Raw genomic sequence first — 20,247 nt, 5'->3', positions numbered from 1 at the left:
CGCGTCGCGAGCCGGTCACCGCCGAAGCGAAATCCGAAATGCCTTCACAGAAGCGCAGGCCGGGGTTTGCAACTGCCGCGTGAAGAATTGGTAAGGAAACGTTAAGGAAAAGTCGGGGATTTCTGATGATTGCGCCGGAAGAAGAGAGGTTGCTGAAAACCTACCTGGTCGAGATGTTCGGCCAGATTAGCAGCATGCGGCGCGAACTCGCCGCTCTTCAAGGCGACGGCAAGGGCAGTTTCGCGACGATGACCGACACCCTCGACGCGATCGTCGAGAATACGGAGGTGGCCGGGAACGCGATCCTCGAAAGCATGGAGGCGATCGGCGCCAGCGTTGCGAAGTTGCAGAGCGTCAAAGACCCGACGGCCGCGGCGGTCAGCGACGAGATCGTCGACAGCACGAACAAGGTGTTCGAGGCGTGCGCGTTCCAGGACCTCACAGGGCAGCGGATCACGCGGGTGGTCAAGTCGCTGCAGTTCATGGAGGACCACATCAACAAGCTCGTCCGCATCTGGGGAAAAGAGGAGCTGGCGCGGCTGGCCACCGAGCTTGCTGCCCCCTCGAGCGTCCCAGACTTGCTGGAGGGCCCGAAGCGGCCCGGCGTGGCGATTTCCCAGGACGACATCGACAAGCTGTTCGCGTGAACGACGGCCGGGCGTGATGCCCGCTCCGCGTCATTGCGAGGAGCAGAGCGACGAAGCAATCCAGGGCCGCGCAAGGACTCTGGATTGCGTCGCTGCGCTCGCAATGACGGAGCAAACTAACGCGTAGCGCCGTTACGGCCGCAGCGTCTCCGTGAAGCGTACCGGCTCGCCGATCGCTGGCGTCAGCAGCTCGCCCTGCCACATCACGCGCTGGCCGCGGACGAACGTGCCGACCGGCCAGCCGGTGACGCGTAGGCCATCATAGGGCGTCCAGCCGGCTTTCGAGGCGACCCATTCGTTGGTGATGGTCTCGCTGCGCTTCAGGTCGACGATGGTGAGGTCGGCGTCGTAGCCGGCGGCGATGCGGCCCTTGCGGGCGATGTTGTAGATGCGGGCGGGGCCGGCGCTGGTGAGGTCGACGAAACGTTGCAGCGACAGCCGGCCGGCATTGACGTGGTCGAGCATGATCGGCACCAGCGTCTGCACGCCGGTCATGCCGGAGGGCGAGGCCGGATAGGTCTTGGCCTTCTCCTCCGCGGTGTGCGGCGCGTGGTCGGAGCCTAAGATGTCGACGATGCCCTGGTGGACGCCCCACCAGATCACGTCGCGATGATCGACTGATCGCACCGGCGGATTCATCTGCGCGTAGGTGCCGAGCCGCTCGTAGCACTCCGGCGCCGCCAAGGTGAGATGATGCGGCGTCGCCTCCACGGTGGCGACGTCCTTGTGGTCGCGCAAATACACGATCTCTTCTTTCGTCGAGATGTGCAGCACGTGGATGCGCTTGCCGGTCTCGTGCGCGAGGGTGACGAGACGTTGCGTGGCGCGCAGCGCCGCCTCCTCGTCGCGCCACACCGGGTGTGAGCGCGGATCGTTCTCGACGCGCAGGTCCTTGCGCTCGTTGAGGCGGTACTCGTCCTCGGCGTGGAACGCAGCACGGCGGCGGATCACCTGGAAGATGCGGCGCAGGCTGTCGTCGTCCTCGACCAGCAGCGAGCCGGTGGAGGAGCCGACGAACACCTTCACGCCGGCGCAGCCCTCGGCGCGCTCCAACGCCGGGAGCTGCTCGACATTCTCGCGGGTGCCGCCGATGAAGAAGGCGAAATCGCAATGCATCCGATGGCGGCCGGCAGCGACCTTAGCGGCGAACGCCTCTTCGGTCACCGTCAGCGGATTGGTGTTGGGCATCTCGAACACGGCGGTGACGCCGCCCATCACGGCGCTGCGCGAGCCGGTTTCGAGGTCCTCCTTGTGAGTGAGGCCAGGCTCGCGGAAATGCACCTGGGTGTCGATCACGCCGGGCAGCACGTGCAGGCCTTTGCAGTCGATGATCTCGGCGGCCGAGGCTGTGCCGAGATCGCCGATCTCGACAATGCGTCCGCCTGAAATGCCGATGTCGCGGACGCCCTCGCCGTCCTGATTGACCACGGTGCCGGATTTCAGAATGACGTCGAAGCGCGCGCTCATGAAGCCCTCATAGGATTTCATTCTCCTGACCGCCCCAAGACAGATCGATCATGCTGCGCGCCTGCCCATTTGCTGGCCTCCGGTGGCACGCGAGTCTCGATCTTTAGAATGAAGCCACCGCGCGGCGGCGTTTCAGCCTTGTGGTTTATGCCAGGGCGGCTTACGTTTCAGTGCGGCCTGTCGCAAGAGGTTTTTCGGATGAAGGCGACGTTTCTCGACGACCGGGGCGTGGTCCAGGTCAGCGGCGACGATGCACGCAAGTTCCTCAACGGTCTCTTCACCACCGACGTCACCAAGCTCACGCCCGGCGATGCCCGGTTCGGCGCGCTGCTGACGCCGCAGGGCAAGATCATCGTTGATTTCCTGGTGGCGCAGGTGCCGGCGACGGACGCCGGCGAGCGCTTCCTGCTCGACTGTCCGCGCGCGCTGGCGCAGGCGCTCACCGACAAGCTCAACCTCTACAAGCTCAGGGCCAAGGTCGCGGTCAGCAATCGCTCCGGAGAGCTCGGCGTGATCGCGGTCTGGGATGGCGCCATCGGCGCCACGCCGGAGCCGAGCTTCGTCGATCCGCGTCATGAGCGCCTCGGCGCGCGCGTCATTGCGCCGCAGGAGGCGCTCGCGGAGATCGCCGCACGGCTCGGGGCCGAGATCGTCGAAACCGACGCCTATGAGGCGCATCGTATCGACTGCAGCGTGCCGCGCGGCGGGCTCGACTTCACGTATGGCGATGCCTTCCCGCACGAGACCAACATGGACCGGCTGCACGGCGTCGACATCGGCAAGGGTTGCTATGTCGGCCAGGAGGTCGTGAGCCGCATGCATCATCGCGGCACCACGCGCACGCGCGCGGCGAAGGTGCTGCTCGACGGGCCGAGTCCCGAGCCGGGCACGCCGATTCTGGCCGGCGACAAGTCCGTCGGCACCATGGGCTCGGCCGCCGCGCAGAAGGGCATGGCGCTGCTGCGCATCGACCGCGCCGCCGAAGCGTTGGAGGCGGGAACGCCGCTTACTGCCGGCGGCCTCGTTCTGCGCATCGCTGATCCCGACGCGCTGCAGGGCGCGCCGAAGCAGACGGTCGCCTGAGCCGGTCTCATGGGTCGCGCTGCTGTCGTCCATCCCGATGGCCTGACGCGCTGCCCCTGGCCGGGCAGCGATCCGCTCTATGTCGCCTATCACGACACCGAGTGGGGCGTGCCGGAATATGACGACCGCGCGCTGTTCGAGAAGCTGATCCTCGACGGCTTCCAGGCCGGGCTGTCGTGGATCACGATCCTGCGCAAGCGTGACAATTTCCGCCGCGCCTTCGATGATTTCCAGCCGGAGAAGATCGCTGGTTACACCGACAAGAAGATCCACGCGCTGATGAACGATGCCGGCATCGTGCGCAACCGCGCCAAGATCGAAGGGACGATTCTCAGCGCGAAATGCTGGCTCGACATCCAGGACAAGGGTCCCGGCTTCTCGAAGCTGCTGTGGAACTTCATGGACGGGGCGCCCAAGGTCAATCAGTTCAAGACCACCGCGAGCGTGCCGGCCTCGACGCCGCTGTCGATCAAGATCTCGAAAGAGCTGGCCTCGCGCGGCTTCAAGTTCGTCGGTCCCACGATCGTCTACGCCTTCATGCAGGCAACCGGGATGGTCAACGACCATCTCGTCACCTGCTTCTGCCACGAGACCTGCAGCGGCAAGCGCCGCACCCCACGCCTCAAGCCTCCCAAATGACGACTGACAAGGCCCCGAGCGGGCACGACCGCGTCTGGCAGCGCATGCTGTCCGGCCGGCGGCTCAACCTCATCGATCCCTCGCCGCTCGATGTCGAGATCGCCGACATCGCCCATGGGCTCGCGCGTGTCGCGCGCTGGAATGGCCAGACCACCGGTGCGCACATCTTCTCGGTGGCGCAGCACACGCTGCTGGTCGAGACGGTGATGCGCGCGCGCAAACCGAACATCGATGCGAAGCTGCGGCTCGCCGCGCTGCTGCACGATGCGCCGGAATACGTCATCGGCGACATGATCTCGCCATTCAAGGCGGTGCTCGGCGACGGCTACAAGAGCGTCGAGAAGCGGCTGCTCGGGGCGATCCACATCCGCTTCGGCCTGCCGGCCGAGATTGCTCCGGAGATCGAGCGCCAGATCAAGGCGGCCGACCGCGGCGCCGCTTTTCTGGAGGCGACCCGGCTGGCCGGCTTCTCGGAGAGCGAGGCGAAGAAGCTGTTCGGTCGCGACCCCGGCCTGCCGGATGCCACCGTGACGGACTATCTGACGCCCTGGAGCGCGGCCAAGGCCGAGAAGCAGTTCCTGACCCGCTTCAACACGGTGCTGGGGTCGTGCTGAGATGCCGCTGACGCCGGACGAGCGCCGCAACGAACGGCTGAAGTTGGCGGCCAACTGGGTCAACACGCTGGCGACGGCCATCGTCACCGCCGGAACGTTCGTGCCGCTTGCCCAGTTCGTCTATGGGGTGCTGCCGCCCAGCACCCCCGCGGGCTTGATCTACGGGTCGGGCGTCGTTTGCATTATCACCGGAGTGCTCATACATTTGCTCGGTCAGTGGATCCTGGGAGGTCTTCGATGACCCTGCACCAGCTCGTTGCCCTGAGCTTTCCGCTTCTGACCGCCTTGGCCGTCGCCATCGTGGCCCTGTTCGTGCGCCGGCCCTGGTCCGAGAAACCGGTCGAGATCGCCCCCCAGAACCGTGAGCGGCTCCTCGACCATCTCGAGCGACTGAACGCGGAGATCGAAGGCAAGGCCCATCTGGTTCGCCAGGAGCTGCGGCAGCTCAAGAACACGCGCTGAGGGCTGTCGGCGCATATATGCGCCAGCCCGACAGCAGACATCCAAATCCCGCTTTTGCCCTTGTGCCCCCATTCGTATAATCGGGCCTCCAAAGGCTCGCCATGATCCACGTCTGCTCACTCGCCGCCCTGCCCGAGACCGTGCGCCTGACCGGCGCCAGCCACGTGCTGACCATCATGGCCAATGTCGAGCAGGTGAAGCGGCCGGAGACGATCCGCCCCGAAAACCATCTGCGGGTCTCGGTCGACGACATCACCGAGCAGCTTCCGGGCTTCATGGCGCCGAGCGAGGATCACGTCGCCCAGGTGCTGGAGTTCGTGCGCGGCTGGGATCGTGCGGCGCCGCTGGTGATCCACTGCTATGCCGGCATCAGCCGCTCCACCGCGAGCGCCTTCGCCACGGCCTGCGCGCTCAACCCCAATCGCGACGAGCTCGATATTGCCTGGGCGATCCGCCAAGCCTCGCCGATCGCCTCGCCGAACCGGCTGATCGTCAGCCTGGCCGACAGGGCACTGGGCCGCCAGGGGCGCATGGTACGCGCGCTGGACGCGATCGGGCCCGGCGCCATGATGGTCGACAGCGCGCCGTTCCGGATCGATCTGGACTGAGTTGCGACGCGGCGGAGCCGCGTACCGGCGCGCCTTGAACTTTTGTTCCGCGGTTTGACACAGAGGGAACGACGGCCATCGGGTGACCCGCCGTGGGCCGTCGGCCGATTCGCTGCGCCAGCGGTCCACCCGCAGGCCGGCGCGTTCCACCCCTGACGCCCACCGGCGCCATCGATTGAGGAATCCCCGCGTGATGTTCGATTGGCCCCTGGATTGGATCGCGCTGCTGGTCGCGTTCGCGGCGCTCGCCTTCGCGCGCCGGATTTCCGATCGCCTGGCAGAGCTCCAGGCCCGGCTGGCCAAGCTCGAGGCGGCACGCCCGATCGCGGCTGCGCCGGTGGTCGCGCCGCCGCTCAGCCCGCTTCAGGAGCCCGCTGAAGCCCCGCCAATGCCGCCGCCATTGCCGGAGCTGACCGAGCCTGCTCTCCAGCCCGCGGCAATGGCGAGCGACGACGCGGCCGAACAGCCGCCGCCGCTCGCGTCCCCGCCACCCGTGCCGCAGCCTGCGGCCGGCTTCGAGGAGCGCATCGGCACCCGCTGGGTGGTGTGGATCGGCGGGCTGACCTTGGCGCTCGGCGGCTTCTTCATGGTGCGCTATTCGATCGAGGCCGGCCTCGTCGGCCCCGAGGTGCGCGTCGCGCTCGGCGCGCTGTTCGCCGCCGCGCTGCTTGCGGCCGGCGAATGGACCCGGCGCAAGGAGAGCATCTCGCAGATCGCAGCGCTGCCGATCGCCAACATTCCGGCGATCCTGACCGCGGCCGGCACGGCGGTCGCCTTCGCCACGATCTACGCGGCCTACGCGCTGTATGAGTTCCTGCCGCCCGCGATCGCCTTCGTGCTGCTCGGCATCGTCGCGCTGGGCACGCTGGCGGCGGCGCTGCTGCACGGCCCGGCGCTGGCCGGGCTCGGCCTCGTCGCCGCATTCACGACGCCGGTGCTGGTGTCGACCGGCGAGCCGAACTACTGGGCGCTCTACATCTACCTCGCCATCGTCACCGCCGCCGCCTTTGCGCTGGCCCGCGTGCGGCTGTGGCGCTGGCTCGCGATGACCACGATCGGGCTGTCGTTCCTGTGGACCTTGCCCGGACTCGACGCGGGCGTCGAGACGGTGGCGCCGCATGTCTTCCACGTCGCTGTTGGTTTCGCGCTGGCCGCGCTGATCGTGGTCTGCGGCTTCATGTTCGGACCCGCGGCCGAGAACGACGAGGTCGAGCCGATCTCATCCGTCGGCCTGGCGGTTTATCTGCTCGGCGCCATGCTGGTCGTGCTGGCGAGCTTCCATGACGGTCTGGCGCTGATCGGCTTCACCGTGCTGGTCGCGGCGACGCTCGCGGTCGCCTGGCGCGCGCCGAGCGCCGTCGGCGCGGTCGCCGCCGCCGCTGCGACCGTGTTCCTCGTGTTCGCCGAATGGGCGTTGCGCGACAATCCGGACCTGCTGGTGCTGCCGGGCGGCGCGTTGCCCGGGATGGGGCCGAACCCGCTCGGCGCATCGGTCACGTCGCATCTGGTGACGGCGGCGATCTTCGCGCTGGGCTTCGGCGGCGCCGGCTTCCTGGCGCAGGGCCGCTCGCACAACGCGGTCGTGCCGGTGGTGTGGTCGGCGGCCGGCGTGTTCACGCCGCTGGCGCTTCTTGTCGCGCTCTATGCGCGCATCGCCCATCTCGACCGCTCGATTCCGTTCGCGATCGTCGCCGTCGTGCTCGCCGCCGCGTTTGCCGTCGCCACCGAGGCGCTGACCCGGCGCGAGGAGCGCCCGGGCCTCAGCGCCTCGATCGCATTGTTCGCGACCGGCACGCTGGCCGCGCTGGCGCTGGCGCTGACCTTCGCGCTGGAGAAGGGCTGGCTGACGATCGCGCTGGCGCTGATGTCGCTCGGCACCGCCTGGATCTTCGAGAGCCGGCCGATCCCGTTCCTGCGCACGCTGGCGGCCGTCTTTGCCGGGCTCGTCGTGCTGCGCATCGGCTACGATCCGCGCATCGTCGGCGCCGATGTCGGCACCACGCCGATCGTCAACTGGCTGCTGTGGGGCTATGGCGTGCCGGCGGCGTCGTTCTGGGGCGCGAGCTATCTGATGCGCCGCCATGGCGACGACGCGCCGCTGCGCGCGGTGGAGGCCGCCGCCATCCTGTTCACGACCCTGCTCGCCTTCCTGGAGATCCGCCACGCCGTCAATGACGGCGACATGCTGGCGGTGCCATCGCTCGCCGAAGTGGGACTCGACGTCTGCGTGGCCCTGGCGCTGGCGATCGGGCTGGAGCGGCTCCGGGAGCGCAGCGGCAGCATCGTGCACAACATCAGCGCCGTGATCCTGACCGGCTTTGCCGGCGGTGCCACCGTGCTCGGGCTGCTGCTGCTCGAGAATCCGATGATCTCGGATGTCGCGATCAAGGGCGGCCTGCTCAACATCCTGATCCTGGCCTATGCGTTCCCGGCGGTGCTGATGCTGCTGTTGTCCTACGCGGTCGCAGGCCGCCGTCCGCCGGCCTATGGCAATACGCTGGCCGCGGGCGCACTGATCCTGGCGCTGTCCTATGTCAGCCTCGAGATCCGCCGGATCTATCACGGCCCCGATCTGACGGCAGGGCCGACCAGCGCGGCCGAGCAGTACACCTATTCGATCGCCTGGCTCGCCTTCGGCGTGGTGCTGCTCGGGATCGGAATCATCGTGCAGTCGCAACGCGCCCGTCTGGCGTCCGCCATCGTGATCGCGCTGACGATCCTGAAGGCCTTCCTGATCGACATGTCGGCGCTGACCGGCGTGTGGCGCGCGCTGTCGTTCATCGGGCTCGGGCTGGTGCTGGTCGCGATCGGCTGGCTGTACCAGAAGGTGCTGTTCCGACGGCAGCAGCAGGCGCCGCCGGCTCAGCCGGCGGCATAGCGCCATGTCGGATTAGGCCGCGCGCACCGACTCCAGGAACGACGCCACCTCACGCTTCAGCCGGTCGCTGTCCGAGGCCAGCGATTGCGCCGCGGCCAGCACATGCGTGGAGGCCGTTCCGGTTTCCGTCGCGCCGCGCTGCACGTCGACGACGTTCACAGAAACCTGCTGCGTGCCCTCCGATGCCTGCTGCACGTTGCGCGAAATCTCCTGCGTGGCGGCCCCCTGCTCTTCCACGGCAGCCGCGATCGCCGACGAGATTTCCGACAGCCGCTCGATGGTCGTGGAGATCGCCCGGATGGCGCCGACCGATTCCTGCGTCGCCGCCTGGATGCCCGACACCTGCTGGCCGATCTCGTCGGTCGCCTTGGCGGTCTGCTCGGCCAGCGCCTTCACCTCGGAGGCGACGACCGCGAAGCCGCGGCCGGCCTCGCCGGCGCGCGCCGCCTCGATGGTCGCATTCAGCGCCAGCAGATTGGTCTGGCCGGCGATCGTGTTGATCAGTTCGACGACGTCGCCGATCCGCGCCGCGGCCTTGCTCAGCTCGCTCACGCGATCGTTGGTCATGCGCGCCTGGTCGACGGCCTCGGTGGCCATGCGGGCCGATTCCTGCACCTGGCGGCTGATCTCGGTGATCGACGACGATAGCTCCTCCGTCGCGGACGCGACCGACTGCACGTTGGTCGAAGCCTCCTCCGAAGCAGCCGCAACCGCGGTCGAGATCTCCTGCGAGCGCGTCGCGGTGGATGACAGCGCGCCGGCGGAATGCTCGAGCTCGGTCGAGGCCGACGACACCGTCTGCACGATCTCGCCGATCGTCGCCTCGAACTGGCGGGTGATGTTGTCGACGCGCCGGCCGCGTTCGATCTTGACCTCGGCATCGTGGGCCGCGAGCTCGTCGGCCTCCTTCTTGGCGATCAGCGCTTCCTTGAACACCTGCAGCGTATCGGCCATGGCGCCGATCTCGGTCGGCTCGCCGCGATGCGTCACCTCCGCGCCGAGATCGCCCTTGGCGAGCTCCTGCATCGGCTTGATGATCGACGCAATGCCCGACGAGACGTTCTGCACGAGATAGAAACCGATGGCGATGCCGCCAATGACGGCCGCGGCAATGATCGACACCACCAGCCAGATCGCACGCGTGAAGCTCTCGGCGGCCTGCCGCGTCGCGTTGTCGGCGCCCTTGTTGTTGAACTCGATGTCCTGGATGAAATACTTGTCGGCGTCGCGCGCGATCGCCGCGGCCGATTTTTCCAGCATTTCGGTGGCTTCGTGCGGGATCTTTCCGACGCTCTTGTTGGATTCGTCCATCACCTGCTTGACGGCGACGACGTACTTCTCCCAGGACTGCACCCAGTTGTTGTAGATCGCGCGTTCCTCGGCCGAGGTGATCATCGGCTCGTAGGTCTTGCGGTCCTTGTTGATCGTCTCAAGGATTCCGTTGACGCGCTTCTCCGCGGCCTGCTTGGCCTCGGCCGTCTCCGACATCACATGCGCGCGCAAGGCGATGCGCAGCAGGTTGATGTCGGCGCGCAGCTCGCCGATCGCGCGCACGCTTGGCAACCAGTTGGTGGCGATGTCGACCGTGTTGACGTTGATCGACTGCATGCTGGTGACGGCGAGCACGCCGAGCCCGCACATGGTGAAGAGCATGAAGGCGATGACCGAAATGATCTTCGTACGAATGGACATTGTTGACACGGAGGACCCCAGCTGACTGCGTGGTTCGGCCGCGTTCTGCCAGCGCCAGAGACGGCCCGAACATCCAGGTCTGCGCTGCGCTGCGCGGTCGAGGTCAGAGGATCAGAGGGCTCCGAAAATTCCGAACCCGCATGTCGTCTCTGACGACCTCATTGGGCGCGAAACAGGCTTATCGGAGGTTAATGCTGGAACCGTAAGATTACTGACAATGCGCGTAAAATGATGGCCCTCAGGGACGGCGCGGTGCTCCTGAACCGGCGCCCGAGGCACCGGATCTCCCGATACCGTTGACGGATCGTGTGGAAGCAAAACCACGAACTGCGTTCGGCAACATCACAAACGCCGTCTGAGCGCGAGAAGTGTGACGGACGGAGAACACGCCCTCAGCGGATTGGCGCCACGGCGCACCGGACCTCGAATCCGATGGCCAGCGGCGCAATCACCCGGACAGTTGGAACTCAGCCGACCGCTTCGGACATCAGGCGGATCCGGAACACTGGCTGCTTGGCTTCGTCGAGCAGCTCCATCTGCCACTCGGCCCCCTGCTGCAACGACTTCGAGATGCCACCGATCAGGTCGGAGCAGACAGCCGTCAGCTCGTTCCAGGCGGTTTCCCGGTTGGCGAATTCATAAGGCTGATCAGCAGCGCCAGAATAGCGGCCCTGGCTGATTCGGAAGAAATAAAGCGACATAACGACCCTTTCTCGTGGGCCACCCCCCTGGTTGCAAACTGCACACGAGTCACTACCGAGGCATGAATTTAAGATTCCGTACGACTACGGCGCAATGACCACTAACGTGCGGTCAGCTTAAAATATTGCTCTATGTTAATAGGGGACTGGTTTTTCAATAGTCGGTGAACTAACAACTAATCGGTCGAGCGACGCAGCTCCGGCGCCGCATCCGACTTCGCGTTATCGGATCTGGTAATTTCGGTCTTCGCGTTTTCGGCCTTGGCGGTTTCGGGCTTCGCGCTTTCCGCCTTGGCGGCCTTCGCAGGATCCGCCTTCAGGGGTTCTACCTTGCTGCGCTCCACCCGCGGGGTCTCGACCCGCGCCGCCACTTCGGTGTGCAAGCCGTCGGCAGCGGGAACAGCAGCGCGCGCGGCGCGCGGCCGCGCCACGGCGCGCGCCATCAGCATGGTGGCTCCGCCCTGATGCTGGAAGTCGCAATAGGCGAAGGCGCCGAGCCCGGAGACCGAGCCGCGGAAGCTGCGGTCGTCCTTCTTGTCGAGGTTGAAGCACGGCTCGAACGGCATGCCCTTGATGGCAGCGCAAACGTTCTGGCCGCGAATCTGCAGGGTGTTGCCGGGCAGGCGGATATGACGCACCGGGCCAGAGCCGGAGAACTGCACCGCGCCCGCCGCGCCCATGTCGTCGAGGATGCGGCCCGCGCCACGGGTGCCGTCGACGCAGGTGAAGGCGAACACCTTTCCGGCGACGAATTTGCGGGCCTCGTCGGCTGTCATCGAACCCGCAACCGCAGGAGCAATCACGGCACCGGCGGTCACGGTCCCCAGCAATATACGCGCGAGCATGCATCAAACTCCCACTTAACCCAACGCAGCGGGTAAGGCGGTATCTTTACCCCATGCTTACCATACCAACCATGGCAACAATGGAGCAGCATGGTTTGAAAAGTCTGAACATCCTCAGGATATTCTTACCACCGTACGGCCGCGGACCTGGCCCGCGAGAATCTGCAGCCCCAGCGACGCCACTTGGTCCAAGGAAATTTCGTGAGTGATTTCAGCTAGTTTTGCGCGATCCAAATCAGTGGCGAGGCGCTGCCAGGCCGCCTTGCGCGCCGGCAGCGGGCACATCACCGAATCGATGCCGAGGAGGGATACGCCGCGCAAAATGAATGGCGCCACCGACGATGGCAAATCCATGCCGGCAGCGAGACCACAGGCGGCGATGGCACCGCCATATTGGGTCATCGCCAGCAGGTTGGCGAGCGTATGCGAGCCGACGCTGTCGATGCCGCCCGCCCAGCGCTCCTTCGCCAGCGGCTTGGCCGGCCCGGACAGCTCGTTGCGGTCGATGATTTCGGCGGCACCGAGCGACTTGAGATAGTCGGCTTCGGCCAGGCGGCCGGTCGAGGCGATCACGTGGTAGCCGAGCTTGGCGAGCACCGCCGTCGCCACCGAGCCGACGCCGCCGGCCGCGCCCGTCACCACCACTGCCCCGCTGGCCGGCGTCAGCCCGTGCTTCTCCAGGGCCAGCACGGCCAGCATCGCCGTGAAGCCGGCGGTGCCGATGGCCATGGCATCCCGGGCCGACAGGCCCTGTGGCAGGCCGACGAGCCAATCGCCCTTGACCCGCGCCTTCTCGGCATAGGCGCCGAGATGGGTCTCGCCCATGCCCCAGCCGGTACAGATCACGGCATCGCCCGGCTTCCAGGCGGGATGGCTGGACTGCTCGACCGTGCCGGCAAAATCGATCCCCGCGATCATCGGGAAGCGCCGGACCACCGGCGCCTTGCCGGTCAGCGCCAGCCCGTCCTTGTAGTTCAGCGCCGACCACTCGACCTTGACCGTGACGTCACCGTCCATCAGCTCGGCTTCATCGAACTGCGTCAGCGTCGCGGTCGTTCCCTTGTCCGCCTTGTCGATCCGGATCGCCTTGAACGTTCCCACAGCGGCACTCCCTGCGCTTTCTTTGTCTCACGCCATGTTTAGCCGATCGGGTCGGCCGCGCAACTCAGGTCGCGGGAACGGCACGCGCGACCGGCTTCTCGACGATCGGCAGGTTGATCAGCGCCGACAGCACGCCGAACAGGATCGAGAGCCACCAGATCGGCGTATAGGAGCCGTAGCGCTCGAACACGATGCCACCGAGCCAGACGCCGAGGAAGCCGCCGACCTGGTGGCTGACGAAGGCGAAGCCGTAGAGCGTGGCGAGCCAGCGGGTGCCGAACATGATCGCGACCAGCGACGAGGTCGGCGGCACCGTGGAGAGCCAGGCGAGCCCGGAGACCGCGCCGAAGGCGATCGCGGAGGCCGCCGTGACCGGGAACGAGATGAAGGCGAGCGTCGCCAGCGCACGGGTGAAATAGATGAAGGACAGGATGTAGCGCTTCGGCAGCCGGCTCTGCAGCCAGCCGACACTGAGCGAGCCGATGATGTTGAACAGGCCGATCGCCGCGATCACCCAGCCGCCAACCTGCGCCGACAGGCCACGATCGACCAGGAACGCCGGCAGGTGCACGGTGATGAAGGCGAGCTGGAAGCCGCAGGTGAAGAAGCCGAGCACCAGCAGCACGTAGGAGCGGTGGCCGAACGCCTCCATCAGCGCGGTCGTGAACGACTGCTGCTCGGCCTCCGACGGCTTGGCCTCGGCCGCCGGCGGCGTCGCCACGGCGAGCGACAGCGGCACGATGAACAGCATCAGCGTCGCGAACACCATCAGCGCGCTCTGCCAGCCGAACTGGTCGATCAGCGCGACGCCGAAGGGAGCGAACAGGAACTGGCCGAGCGAGCCGGCCGCCGTGCCGGCGCCGAGCGCGACACCACGGCGCTCCGGCGGCAACAGCTTGCTGAACGCCGACAGGATGAGATTGAACGAGCAGCCCGACAGGCCGAAGCCGACCAGCACGCCGGCGCCGATGTTCAGCGACAGAGGCGAGCTGGAATAGCGCATCATCAGCAGGCCGCCGGCATAGAGCAGCGCGCCGACACAGATCACGCGCATCACGCCGAAACGATCGGCGATCGCGCCGGCGAGCGGCTGACCGAGCCCCCACAACAGGTTCTGCACCGCTACCGCAAGCGCGAACACGTCGCGTCCCCAGGCGAATTCACGGCTCATCGGCTGCACGAAGAAGCCGAGGCTGGAGCGCGGACCGAAGCTCAGCAGCGCAATCGCGCAGCCGCACACGATGATGACGACCGGCGTCCGCCAGCTCTGGCTGCGGGAGGCCGTGCCGAGATCGCCTGCCTGTACCGACATCCGTGTCCTCCCCTGCTGCGGTCACTGTCCGCCGCACCCTTCCGATTAATGCATTTGCATTTAACTCCCAAGCTCAAAAGCGGAACCCAACCATGAAAAATTTCGATGCGGCGGCCACCCATGAGTCCATGTCATCCGAAGCGAGTTCCCGCAGCGGAACTCGCTCATACGTCCTTGTCCCGGCGCGAAACGTCCTGGTGCGCGAGTCGCAAACGACGTTTCATCCTGTGCGAGAGTGACCTTCAGAACAGCCGCTATTTGTCGCCAAACACCGATAAACAGCGAAGGAAGTCTCTGAAGAAGAACTAACAGGTACCGCGGTACACATGCGCACGGAATGTGGAATTTGGACATCACATGGACCACGATCAGATCGAGACATCCGGCCGCGTCGTGATCGTTGGTGCCGGAGTTGCCGGACTGTTCTGCGCGCTGAAGCTCGCACCGCAGCCGGTCACGCTGATCTCCGCGACCGCATTGGGTGAGGCCTCGTTCGGCGCGACGATGCAGGCCGACATCGCGGCAGCGGTTTCATCCGGCGACAGCCCCGATAGCCATGCCGCCGACATGATCGCTGCCGGTGGCGGCCTGGTCGACGCGACGGCTGCGCTGGCGCTCGCGCGCGACGCTTCGGCTGCAATCGAGGACCTGGTCCGCCTCGGCGTGGCTTTCGATCGTGATCACAGCGGCAGGCTGGCGACGTCTCGTGCGGCTGCGCACACCGCGCGACGGATTCTCAGCGTTCGCGGAGACTTCACCGGACAGGCGATCATCACCGCGCTGTCTCAAGCCGTGCGCGCAACGCCCTCGATCCGCATCATCGAGGGCCATGTCGCCGACGCGCTGCTGACGGAAGACGGCGCGGTGCGTGGCCTGCAACTGCGGCCGACCGACGACGATGCGGCCGCGCCGGTGCTGATCGCGGCGCCGGCAATCGTGCTGGCCACCGGCGGCATCGGCCGTCTGTTCGCCACGACCACCAATCCGCCGCACGCCACCGGCATCGGCCTCGCCATCGCTGCGCGCGCCGGCGCGGTCATTGCCGATCCGGAGTTCGTTCAGTTTCATCCGACCGCGATGATGACCGGTCACGATCCGGCGCCGGTTGTGAGCGAGAGCCTGCGCGGCGCCGGCGCCATCCTGGTCAACCGGCGCGGCCAGCGCTTCATGCTGCCGCGCCATCCGCTGGTCGATCTTGCCCCGCGCGACACGGTGGCGCGCGGCGTGATGGCCGAGATCATCGCCGGACGCGGCGCCTTTCTCGACGCACGCGACGTGCTCGATGACGACGTCGCCGAACGCTATCCGATGCTGCACCGGGCCTGTACCGCCGCGGGGCTCGATCCCACCCGGCAGCCGATTCCGGTGGCGCCGGCGGCGCATTTCCACATGGGCGGGATCGCGGTCGACGCGCAGGGCCGCAGCTCGATCGAGGGGCTTTGGGCGGCGGGTGAAGTCGCCGCGACGGCAACGGACGGCGCCAACCACATCGCCGGCAACGCGCTGCTCGCCGCGCTGGTGTTCGCCCAGCGGATCGCCGAGGATATCTCCGGCCGGACGTTCACCGCGCCCTCCACGCTACAGGACATTGCGTTCGCCGATCCGGCCGGCCCCTGTGCCGGCGCTGCGGCGAGCTCGCTGCGCGAGACGATGACGGCGCAGCTCGGCGTCATCCGCGACGAGGAGCGGCTGGCGGAGGCCATCGCCGCGATTGCCAGGATGGAGCGCGACGCCGGCAGCCCGAGGCTGCGCAACATGGCGAGCGCCGCGCTGCTGATCGCCACCGCGGCCTGGAGCCGGCGCGAGAGCCGCGGTGCGCATTGCCGCGCCGACTGCCCCGCGGAGAATCCGAGTTTCGCGCAGCGGACGATGACCACATTGGCCGCTGCCCGCGAGATCGCCGACGAGCTCGCGGCACGGCCGACGGCGCGGCAGTCGCGGCCGTTGAGCGCGTAGCAAGAGCTGATCCGACTGCGTCACGACGGAGCTCGGCAGTCGCGTTTTCACCGTCATTCGTGATCACCGTCATTCCGGGTTCAGGGCCTGCGGCCTTGTCCCGGAATGACGGTGCTCATGACGAAGCAGCCATCGTCGCCCAATAAAGATATTACGACTCGTTGTTATTTGCTGCCTCGCCGGTATTTGGGAGCAGGCACGATGTAATTAGTGCGTGCCGTGTCGGCCGCGTGCATCCATTGATCCGCGGGCGCTGGACGAACAAATCGGCCGTACCGTTGCGCTGGTGCTCGTAGTCATCACGCGCACGATCTGAGCGGCCCTCGCCAATGAGTTGGACGAGGCCTTTCGTCGAAGCAGATCACCGGCTGACGCTGATGCGAATCGCCGCACGGATCGAGCACATCCTCTACGCGCGCAACTAATTCGCATCGATCTGTGGGGATACGCCACATGCTCCTGCGCCATGGCTTCAGATCGTTCTCGGCCAGACGCCGCCGCACTATCTCGTGCGCCCCGGCGCCGACGGCATTTACCAGCACCAACTAAATGGCTGGACAGGTTCGCCATGATTTCGGCAAAAGAACCGCAGAACCTGTACAAATAAGAAAAAGAGATGGTCGAAATTTAGCGGTGCTCAAGTAGTAGCGCGCGTTTTGTCCGTCCTGCTGACGAGGAAATGGGAATTCACGGCTGCCAGATCGCCGATTCACCGCTTGGCATGGCCATAGATTCGGTCATCGGTCTCGCCGCCGGTTTGGAAGCCGAGTCGCCGAGCAGAAAGGCGCCAAACGGTCCAGGGAGTGTTGCGGGGCGACGCGATGGCGCGTGTCCGCAGGAGTAGTTGAGGATGAGTTCCTTATTGCGGAGTAGCGGATCGCGGATCACCGTGGGTGATGCGCAGAGCGAACGTTGGCGCCCGGCAAAGCCTGCCGCTTTGTCCAACAGCCTCGCGCATGCGACGTCTGCGCCTGATGAGGATGCGGCCACCGATCTCTCCCGGCCGTGGTGGCAAACCGCTTCAGCGGTTGACGATGCGCCGATGCCAATGGCGCCAGCAGAAGCGGACCGATCCTGGCAGATCCCTTCACTCGATCCCGTCGTGATGCCTCCACCTCCGCCCGAACGGCTCGAATTCGATTCTGTTTTCCGGTTCGGTGCCGCAGTGGCCGCGCTTGCGTGCCTCGCGTTCTTTGCGGTGCGCATCATGCAGGCTCCGAACATTGAAACAGTTACGAAGTCTGAAGCGACCGCTTCATCGTCTCCCCGAAACTTCGGGACAGCGGGGAAATCGAAATCCGATGACGGCCAAGCATCGCTGGACGCCGCGGCGCACACGATCGGACGGGCCGATTCGATCGTGGCGTCGGTCCCGATCGTCAAGCCGGCTCCGGGCGGAGGCGAGACCCCGCAGTCAATTCCGCCGAAAGCATCTCGGACCATCGCGACCAGGAGCCCTGCACCGGCGGCCGCGTCTGCGCTGACCAAGAACGAGATCAGCGAAATGCTGAAGCGCGGACGCGATCTCATCGGCGCGGGCGACGTTGCGAGTGCCCGCCTGATCCTGGCGCATGTCGCGGAAGCGGACGCCGAAGCATCACTGACGCTGGCCGGCACCTATGACCCCGCGATCTTGTCCAACCTGAAAGCCGTTGGCGTCGCGCCCGATCCGGCCAAGGCCCGCGCCTGGTACGCGAGAGCCGCCGAACTCGGGTCACTCGAGGCTCGACGGCGGCTCGAGTGACCCGAGCTTCGAAACCGGGTGATCCAGCGCGGTCTCACGCCGGTCGCTGCGCAGGAATTGCGGCGGGGCGCGGACCGCCGGATCCTGGTCGATGGTGTCGTGCGGGCGACGCGCGTCCCCGCAAAGTGTTGTGTTGCGTGATGAGGTCCATGATGGGAATGTTTGATCGTCTGTTGCAACCGGCCTTGTCGTCGGCGCCCCGTGGTCCTCGGCTGCTTGGCGCGCCGGGTTCTCCGACCGTGGCGTTGCTCCTCGTGCTTGCCGCCGTGCCAGGCCTGGCGCGTGCTGCCGAGGGCGAGATCCGGATCGGCAATACGACGCCCTACAGCGGGCCGGCGGCCGCCTACGGCAGCGTGAGCAAGGTCATCTCCGCCTATTTCCAGAAGGTGAATGACGAGGGCGGGATCAGGGGCCGCAAGATCACCTACATCTCCTATGACGACGGCTATAATCCGCAGAAGACGGTGGAGCTGACACGACGGCTGGTGGAGGAAGACAAGGTCGACGTCATCTTTGCGAGCGTTGGAACAGCGACCAGCGCGGCGGTGCGGCCTTATCTCAACGCGAACAAGATACCGCAATTGTTCGTCGGCTCCGGCGCCTCGATCTGGGATCAGCCTCGCGACTATCCTTGGACCATGGGAGCGCAACCCAGCTACCAGATTGAAGCTCATATTCACGCGCAATATCTGCTCGAGCAACATGCCGGTGGCACGCGCATCGGTGTGCTTTATCAAGACGACGAGTTCGGCAAGGACTATCTGAAGGGTTTGAAGGACGGGCTCGGCGGCAAGCTGCCGATCGTCGCGGAAGCGGCTTACGCGGTCACCGATGCCGACATCAATCAGCAGATCGCGAAGCTGAAGACCGCCGGAGCCAACATCCTGGTCGACGTCAGCACCCCGAAATTCACGGTGCTCGCGATCCGCCGCCTCGCCGAGCTCGGCTGGAGACCCGAGCACATCATCCCCACGGTTTCGGATTCGGTTGCCACCGTGCTGCAGCCTGCAGGCCTGCAGAACGCGGAAGGACTGCTTTCCGCCACCATCCTGTACGAGGGCGGTGTGCAGGGCGGCGATCCCGGCTTCGCCGAGTGGTCCGCGTTCATGGATCGCTACGCGCCTGCAATCAGCAAGAACAACAGCTTGGGAATCGTGGGCTACGCGCTTGCCAACCTGATGGTTGCGGTCCTGCGCAATTGCGGCGACGACTTCTCCCGCGACAACATCATGAGGCAGGCGCGTTCCTTGAAGGGGACGCCAATTCCCATGTTGATTCCCGGGATCGTCGCCAATACCAGCGCCAGCGACCACGCGCCGATCGAGCAGATGCAGATGAAGCGTTTCGTCGATGGCCATTGGGAACGGTTCGGGCCGGTGCGCAGCGGAATCGACCCGGGGGCGGTCAGCGATTCCTTCAAGGCGATCTTCCGCTATGCGTCGGCCAAGCGGGACCTCGCGAGCCAGCTCAACGCCAATACGGTGAGCCTGATGACGGGCTCGTATGGCAGCACCTATTCCCAGATGGGCGCCGACGTCGCCTCGGTCCTCAATGACGGCATCAACCTGCGGGTCATGCCGGTCCTCGGCAGCGGCTCGGTTCAGGCGGTGGCCGACATCCTCATGCTCAAGGGCGTCGACGTGGGAATCGTGCGCAAGGACACGCTGTCCTATCTCGAACGCAAGGACTTCGCGAGCAACATCCGCAATCAGCTCGTCTACGTCACCAAGATGTTCAACGAGGAAATGCATGTTCTGGCACCGCGATCGATCCGCACCATGCGGGAGCTCGACGGCAAGACCGTTGCGGTCGACCTGCCGGACGGCAGCACCTTCGTGACCGCGATCAACGTGTTCGAGCGGCTCGAGATCAAGCCGCATCTGCTCTATATCGAGCCGCGCATCGCGCTCGAAATGTTGCGCAAGGGGGAGATCGACGCGATGATTGCGGTCGACGGCAAGCCGGTGCCCTGGCTCAGCCAGATCACGGATGCCAATCTGCACCTCGTCCCGGTCGGCTACGACAAGACCTTGCGCGAGGATTACCTTCCATCCAAGCTCACCGCGGACGACTACCCCAACCTGATCTCCAATTCCGAGTCGGTGGAAACGATCGCAGCAGAGGCAATCCTGGCGTCGTATAATTGGCAGCCGGGAAGCGACCGCGATCGCCGGCTGTCGCTGCTGGTCGAGTCGCTGTTCTCGCGCATGTCGCAGCTGCAGCGGCCTCCCTTCCATCCGAAATGGCAGGAGATGGCGCCGCGCGCGCCGGTCGCCGGCTGGACCAGGTTCCGGGCCGCGCAGGAATGGCTCGATGGGACGACACGGATTCCGGCGGCCACTACGGCCACCGTTAAACCGTCGAAGCCGGTCGCGGCCGCCGCACCGTCCCCGCGCATTCCTGTCACGGCAAAGCCGGCGGCCGCAACGCCGCCGGACCAGGCGCGCCAGACCGAGTTGTATCGCCGCTTTCTCGAGTGGAATGCGACGCGTCGCTAG

The 20,247-nt window shown here is 66.1% G+C and carries 17 protein-coding genes; 11 read left to right on the top strand and 6 right to left on the bottom strand.

Annotation, left to right across the window (positions count from 1 at the left end; translation table 11 throughout):
- The first annotated feature begins 125 nt into the window (after window positions 1-125).
- The gene (locus tag QX135_RS06695; RefSeq protein ID WP_315739983.1) at window positions 126-647 is read left to right on the top strand and encodes a protein phosphatase CheZ; all 522 of its coding nucleotides are present in this window, start codon (window positions 126-128) and stop codon (window positions 645-647) included.
- Window positions 648-779: 132 nt separating this feature from the next.
- Here QX135_RS06695 and QX135_RS06690 read toward each other — a convergent pair whose 3' ends face one another.
- Window positions 780-2,114, bottom strand: a complete 1,335-nt coding sequence (locus QX135_RS06690; protein WP_316177268.1) for a dihydroorotase — start codon at window positions 2,112-2,114, stop codon at window positions 780-782.
- A 198-nt stretch (window positions 2,115-2,312) separates the two neighbouring features.
- Between QX135_RS06690 and QX135_RS06685 the strand changes: the two genes are divergently transcribed.
- The 7 genes from QX135_RS06685 (at window position 2,313) to QX135_RS06655 (ending at window position 8,398) form a co-directional block, all read left to right on the top strand.
- Window positions 2,313-3,197 (top strand): folate-binding protein, encoded by an 885-nt coding sequence (locus tag QX135_RS06685; protein WP_315782179.1) that lies wholly within the window; start codon window positions 2,313-2,315, stop codon window positions 3,195-3,197.
- Between the two features lie 9 nt (window positions 3,198-3,206).
- Window positions 3,207-3,836 carry a DNA-3-methyladenine glycosylase I gene (locus tag QX135_RS06680; RefSeq protein WP_316176815.1) on the top strand — a complete coding sequence of 210 codons (630 nt, stop codon included), beginning with the start codon at window positions 3,207-3,209 and terminating at the stop codon, window positions 3,834-3,836.
- Window positions 3,833-4,450, top strand: coding sequence for an HD family hydrolase (locus tag QX135_RS06675; RefSeq protein WP_316176816.1), 618 nt, complete (start codon window positions 3,833-3,835; stop codon window positions 4,448-4,450). Before QX135_RS06680 ends, QX135_RS06675 begins: the two co-directional genes overlap by 4 nt.
- A 1-nt stretch (window position 4,451) precedes the next feature.
- Window positions 4,452-4,691: a hypothetical protein gene (locus QX135_RS06670; protein ID WP_315717219.1), complete on the top strand. Its 240-nt coding sequence runs from the start codon at window positions 4,452-4,454 to the stop codon at window positions 4,689-4,691.
- Window positions 4,688-4,912: a hypothetical protein gene (locus tag QX135_RS06665; RefSeq protein WP_315739979.1), complete on the top strand. Its 225-nt coding sequence runs from the start codon at window positions 4,688-4,690 to the stop codon at window positions 4,910-4,912. Before QX135_RS06670 ends, QX135_RS06665 begins: the two co-directional genes overlap by 4 nt.
- Before the next feature lie 101 nt (window positions 4,913-5,013).
- A complete protein-coding gene (locus QX135_RS06660; protein WP_315739978.1) occupies window positions 5,014-5,520 on the top strand; it encodes a tyrosine phosphatase family protein in 507 nt (168 codons plus the stop codon).
- 193 nt (window positions 5,521-5,713) lie between these two features.
- Complete coding sequence (locus QX135_RS06655) at window positions 5,714-8,398, top strand: DUF2339 domain-containing protein (RefSeq protein ID WP_316176817.1); 2,685 nt, start codon at window positions 5,714-5,716, stop codon at window positions 8,396-8,398.
- Window positions 8,399-8,410: 12 nt separating this feature from the next.
- Here the strand turns inward: QX135_RS06655 and QX135_RS06650 are convergent, their stop codons facing one another.
- From QX135_RS06650 to QX135_RS06630, 5 genes are all read right to left on the bottom strand, one after another.
- On the bottom strand, window positions 8,411-10,099 hold the full coding sequence (locus tag QX135_RS06650; protein ID WP_315813698.1) for a methyl-accepting chemotaxis protein: 1,689 nt from the start codon (window positions 10,097-10,099) through the stop codon (window positions 8,411-8,413).
- Between the two features lie 458 nt (window positions 10,100-10,557).
- A complete protein-coding gene (locus tag QX135_RS06645; RefSeq protein WP_315739975.1) occupies window positions 10,558-10,791 on the bottom strand; it encodes a DUF6894 family protein in 234 nt (77 codons plus the stop codon).
- A gap of 176 nt (window positions 10,792-10,967) precedes the next feature.
- The gene (locus tag QX135_RS06640) at window positions 10,968-11,636 is read right to left on the bottom strand and encodes a hypothetical protein (protein ID WP_316176818.1); all 669 of its coding nucleotides are present in this window, start codon (window positions 11,634-11,636) and stop codon (window positions 10,968-10,970) included.
- Between the two features lie 114 nt (window positions 11,637-11,750).
- Entirely contained in the window at window positions 11,751-12,737 is a 987-nt protein-coding gene (locus QX135_RS06635; RefSeq protein ID WP_315813699.1) for an MDR family oxidoreductase, read from the bottom strand.
- Between the two features lie 64 nt (window positions 12,738-12,801).
- Entirely contained in the window at window positions 12,802-14,049 is a 1,248-nt protein-coding gene (locus tag QX135_RS06630; RefSeq protein ID WP_315757070.1) for an MFS transporter, read from the bottom strand.
- A 357-nt stretch (window positions 14,050-14,406) separates the two neighbouring features.
- On the opposite strand from QX135_RS06630, the gene QX135_RS06625 reads away from it, so the two are divergent.
- The 3 genes from QX135_RS06625 (at window position 14,407) to QX135_RS06610 (ending at window position 20,247) form a co-directional block, all read left to right on the top strand.
- Window positions 14,407-16,005, top strand: coding sequence for an L-aspartate oxidase (locus QX135_RS06625; protein ID WP_315739971.1), 1,599 nt, complete (start codon window positions 14,407-14,409; stop codon window positions 16,003-16,005).
- A gap of 850 nt (window positions 16,006-16,855) precedes the next feature.
- Entirely contained in the window at window positions 16,856-17,749 is an 894-nt protein-coding gene (locus tag QX135_RS06615; RefSeq protein ID WP_315739970.1) for a hypothetical protein, read from the top strand.
- A gap of 152 nt (window positions 17,750-17,901) precedes the next feature.
- Window positions 17,902-20,247, top strand: coding sequence for an ABC transporter substrate-binding protein (locus QX135_RS06610; RefSeq protein WP_315757114.1), 2,346 nt, complete (start codon window positions 17,902-17,904; stop codon window positions 20,245-20,247).

The sequence above is a fragment of the Bradyrhizobium sp. SZCCHNR1098 genome, from assembly GCF_032489375.1.
Classification (GTDB): domain Bacteria; phylum Pseudomonadota; class Alphaproteobacteria; order Rhizobiales; family Xanthobacteraceae; genus Bradyrhizobium.
Note: the sequence above shows the minus strand (reverse complement) of the source record. Positions and strands in the feature narration are given on the sequence as shown.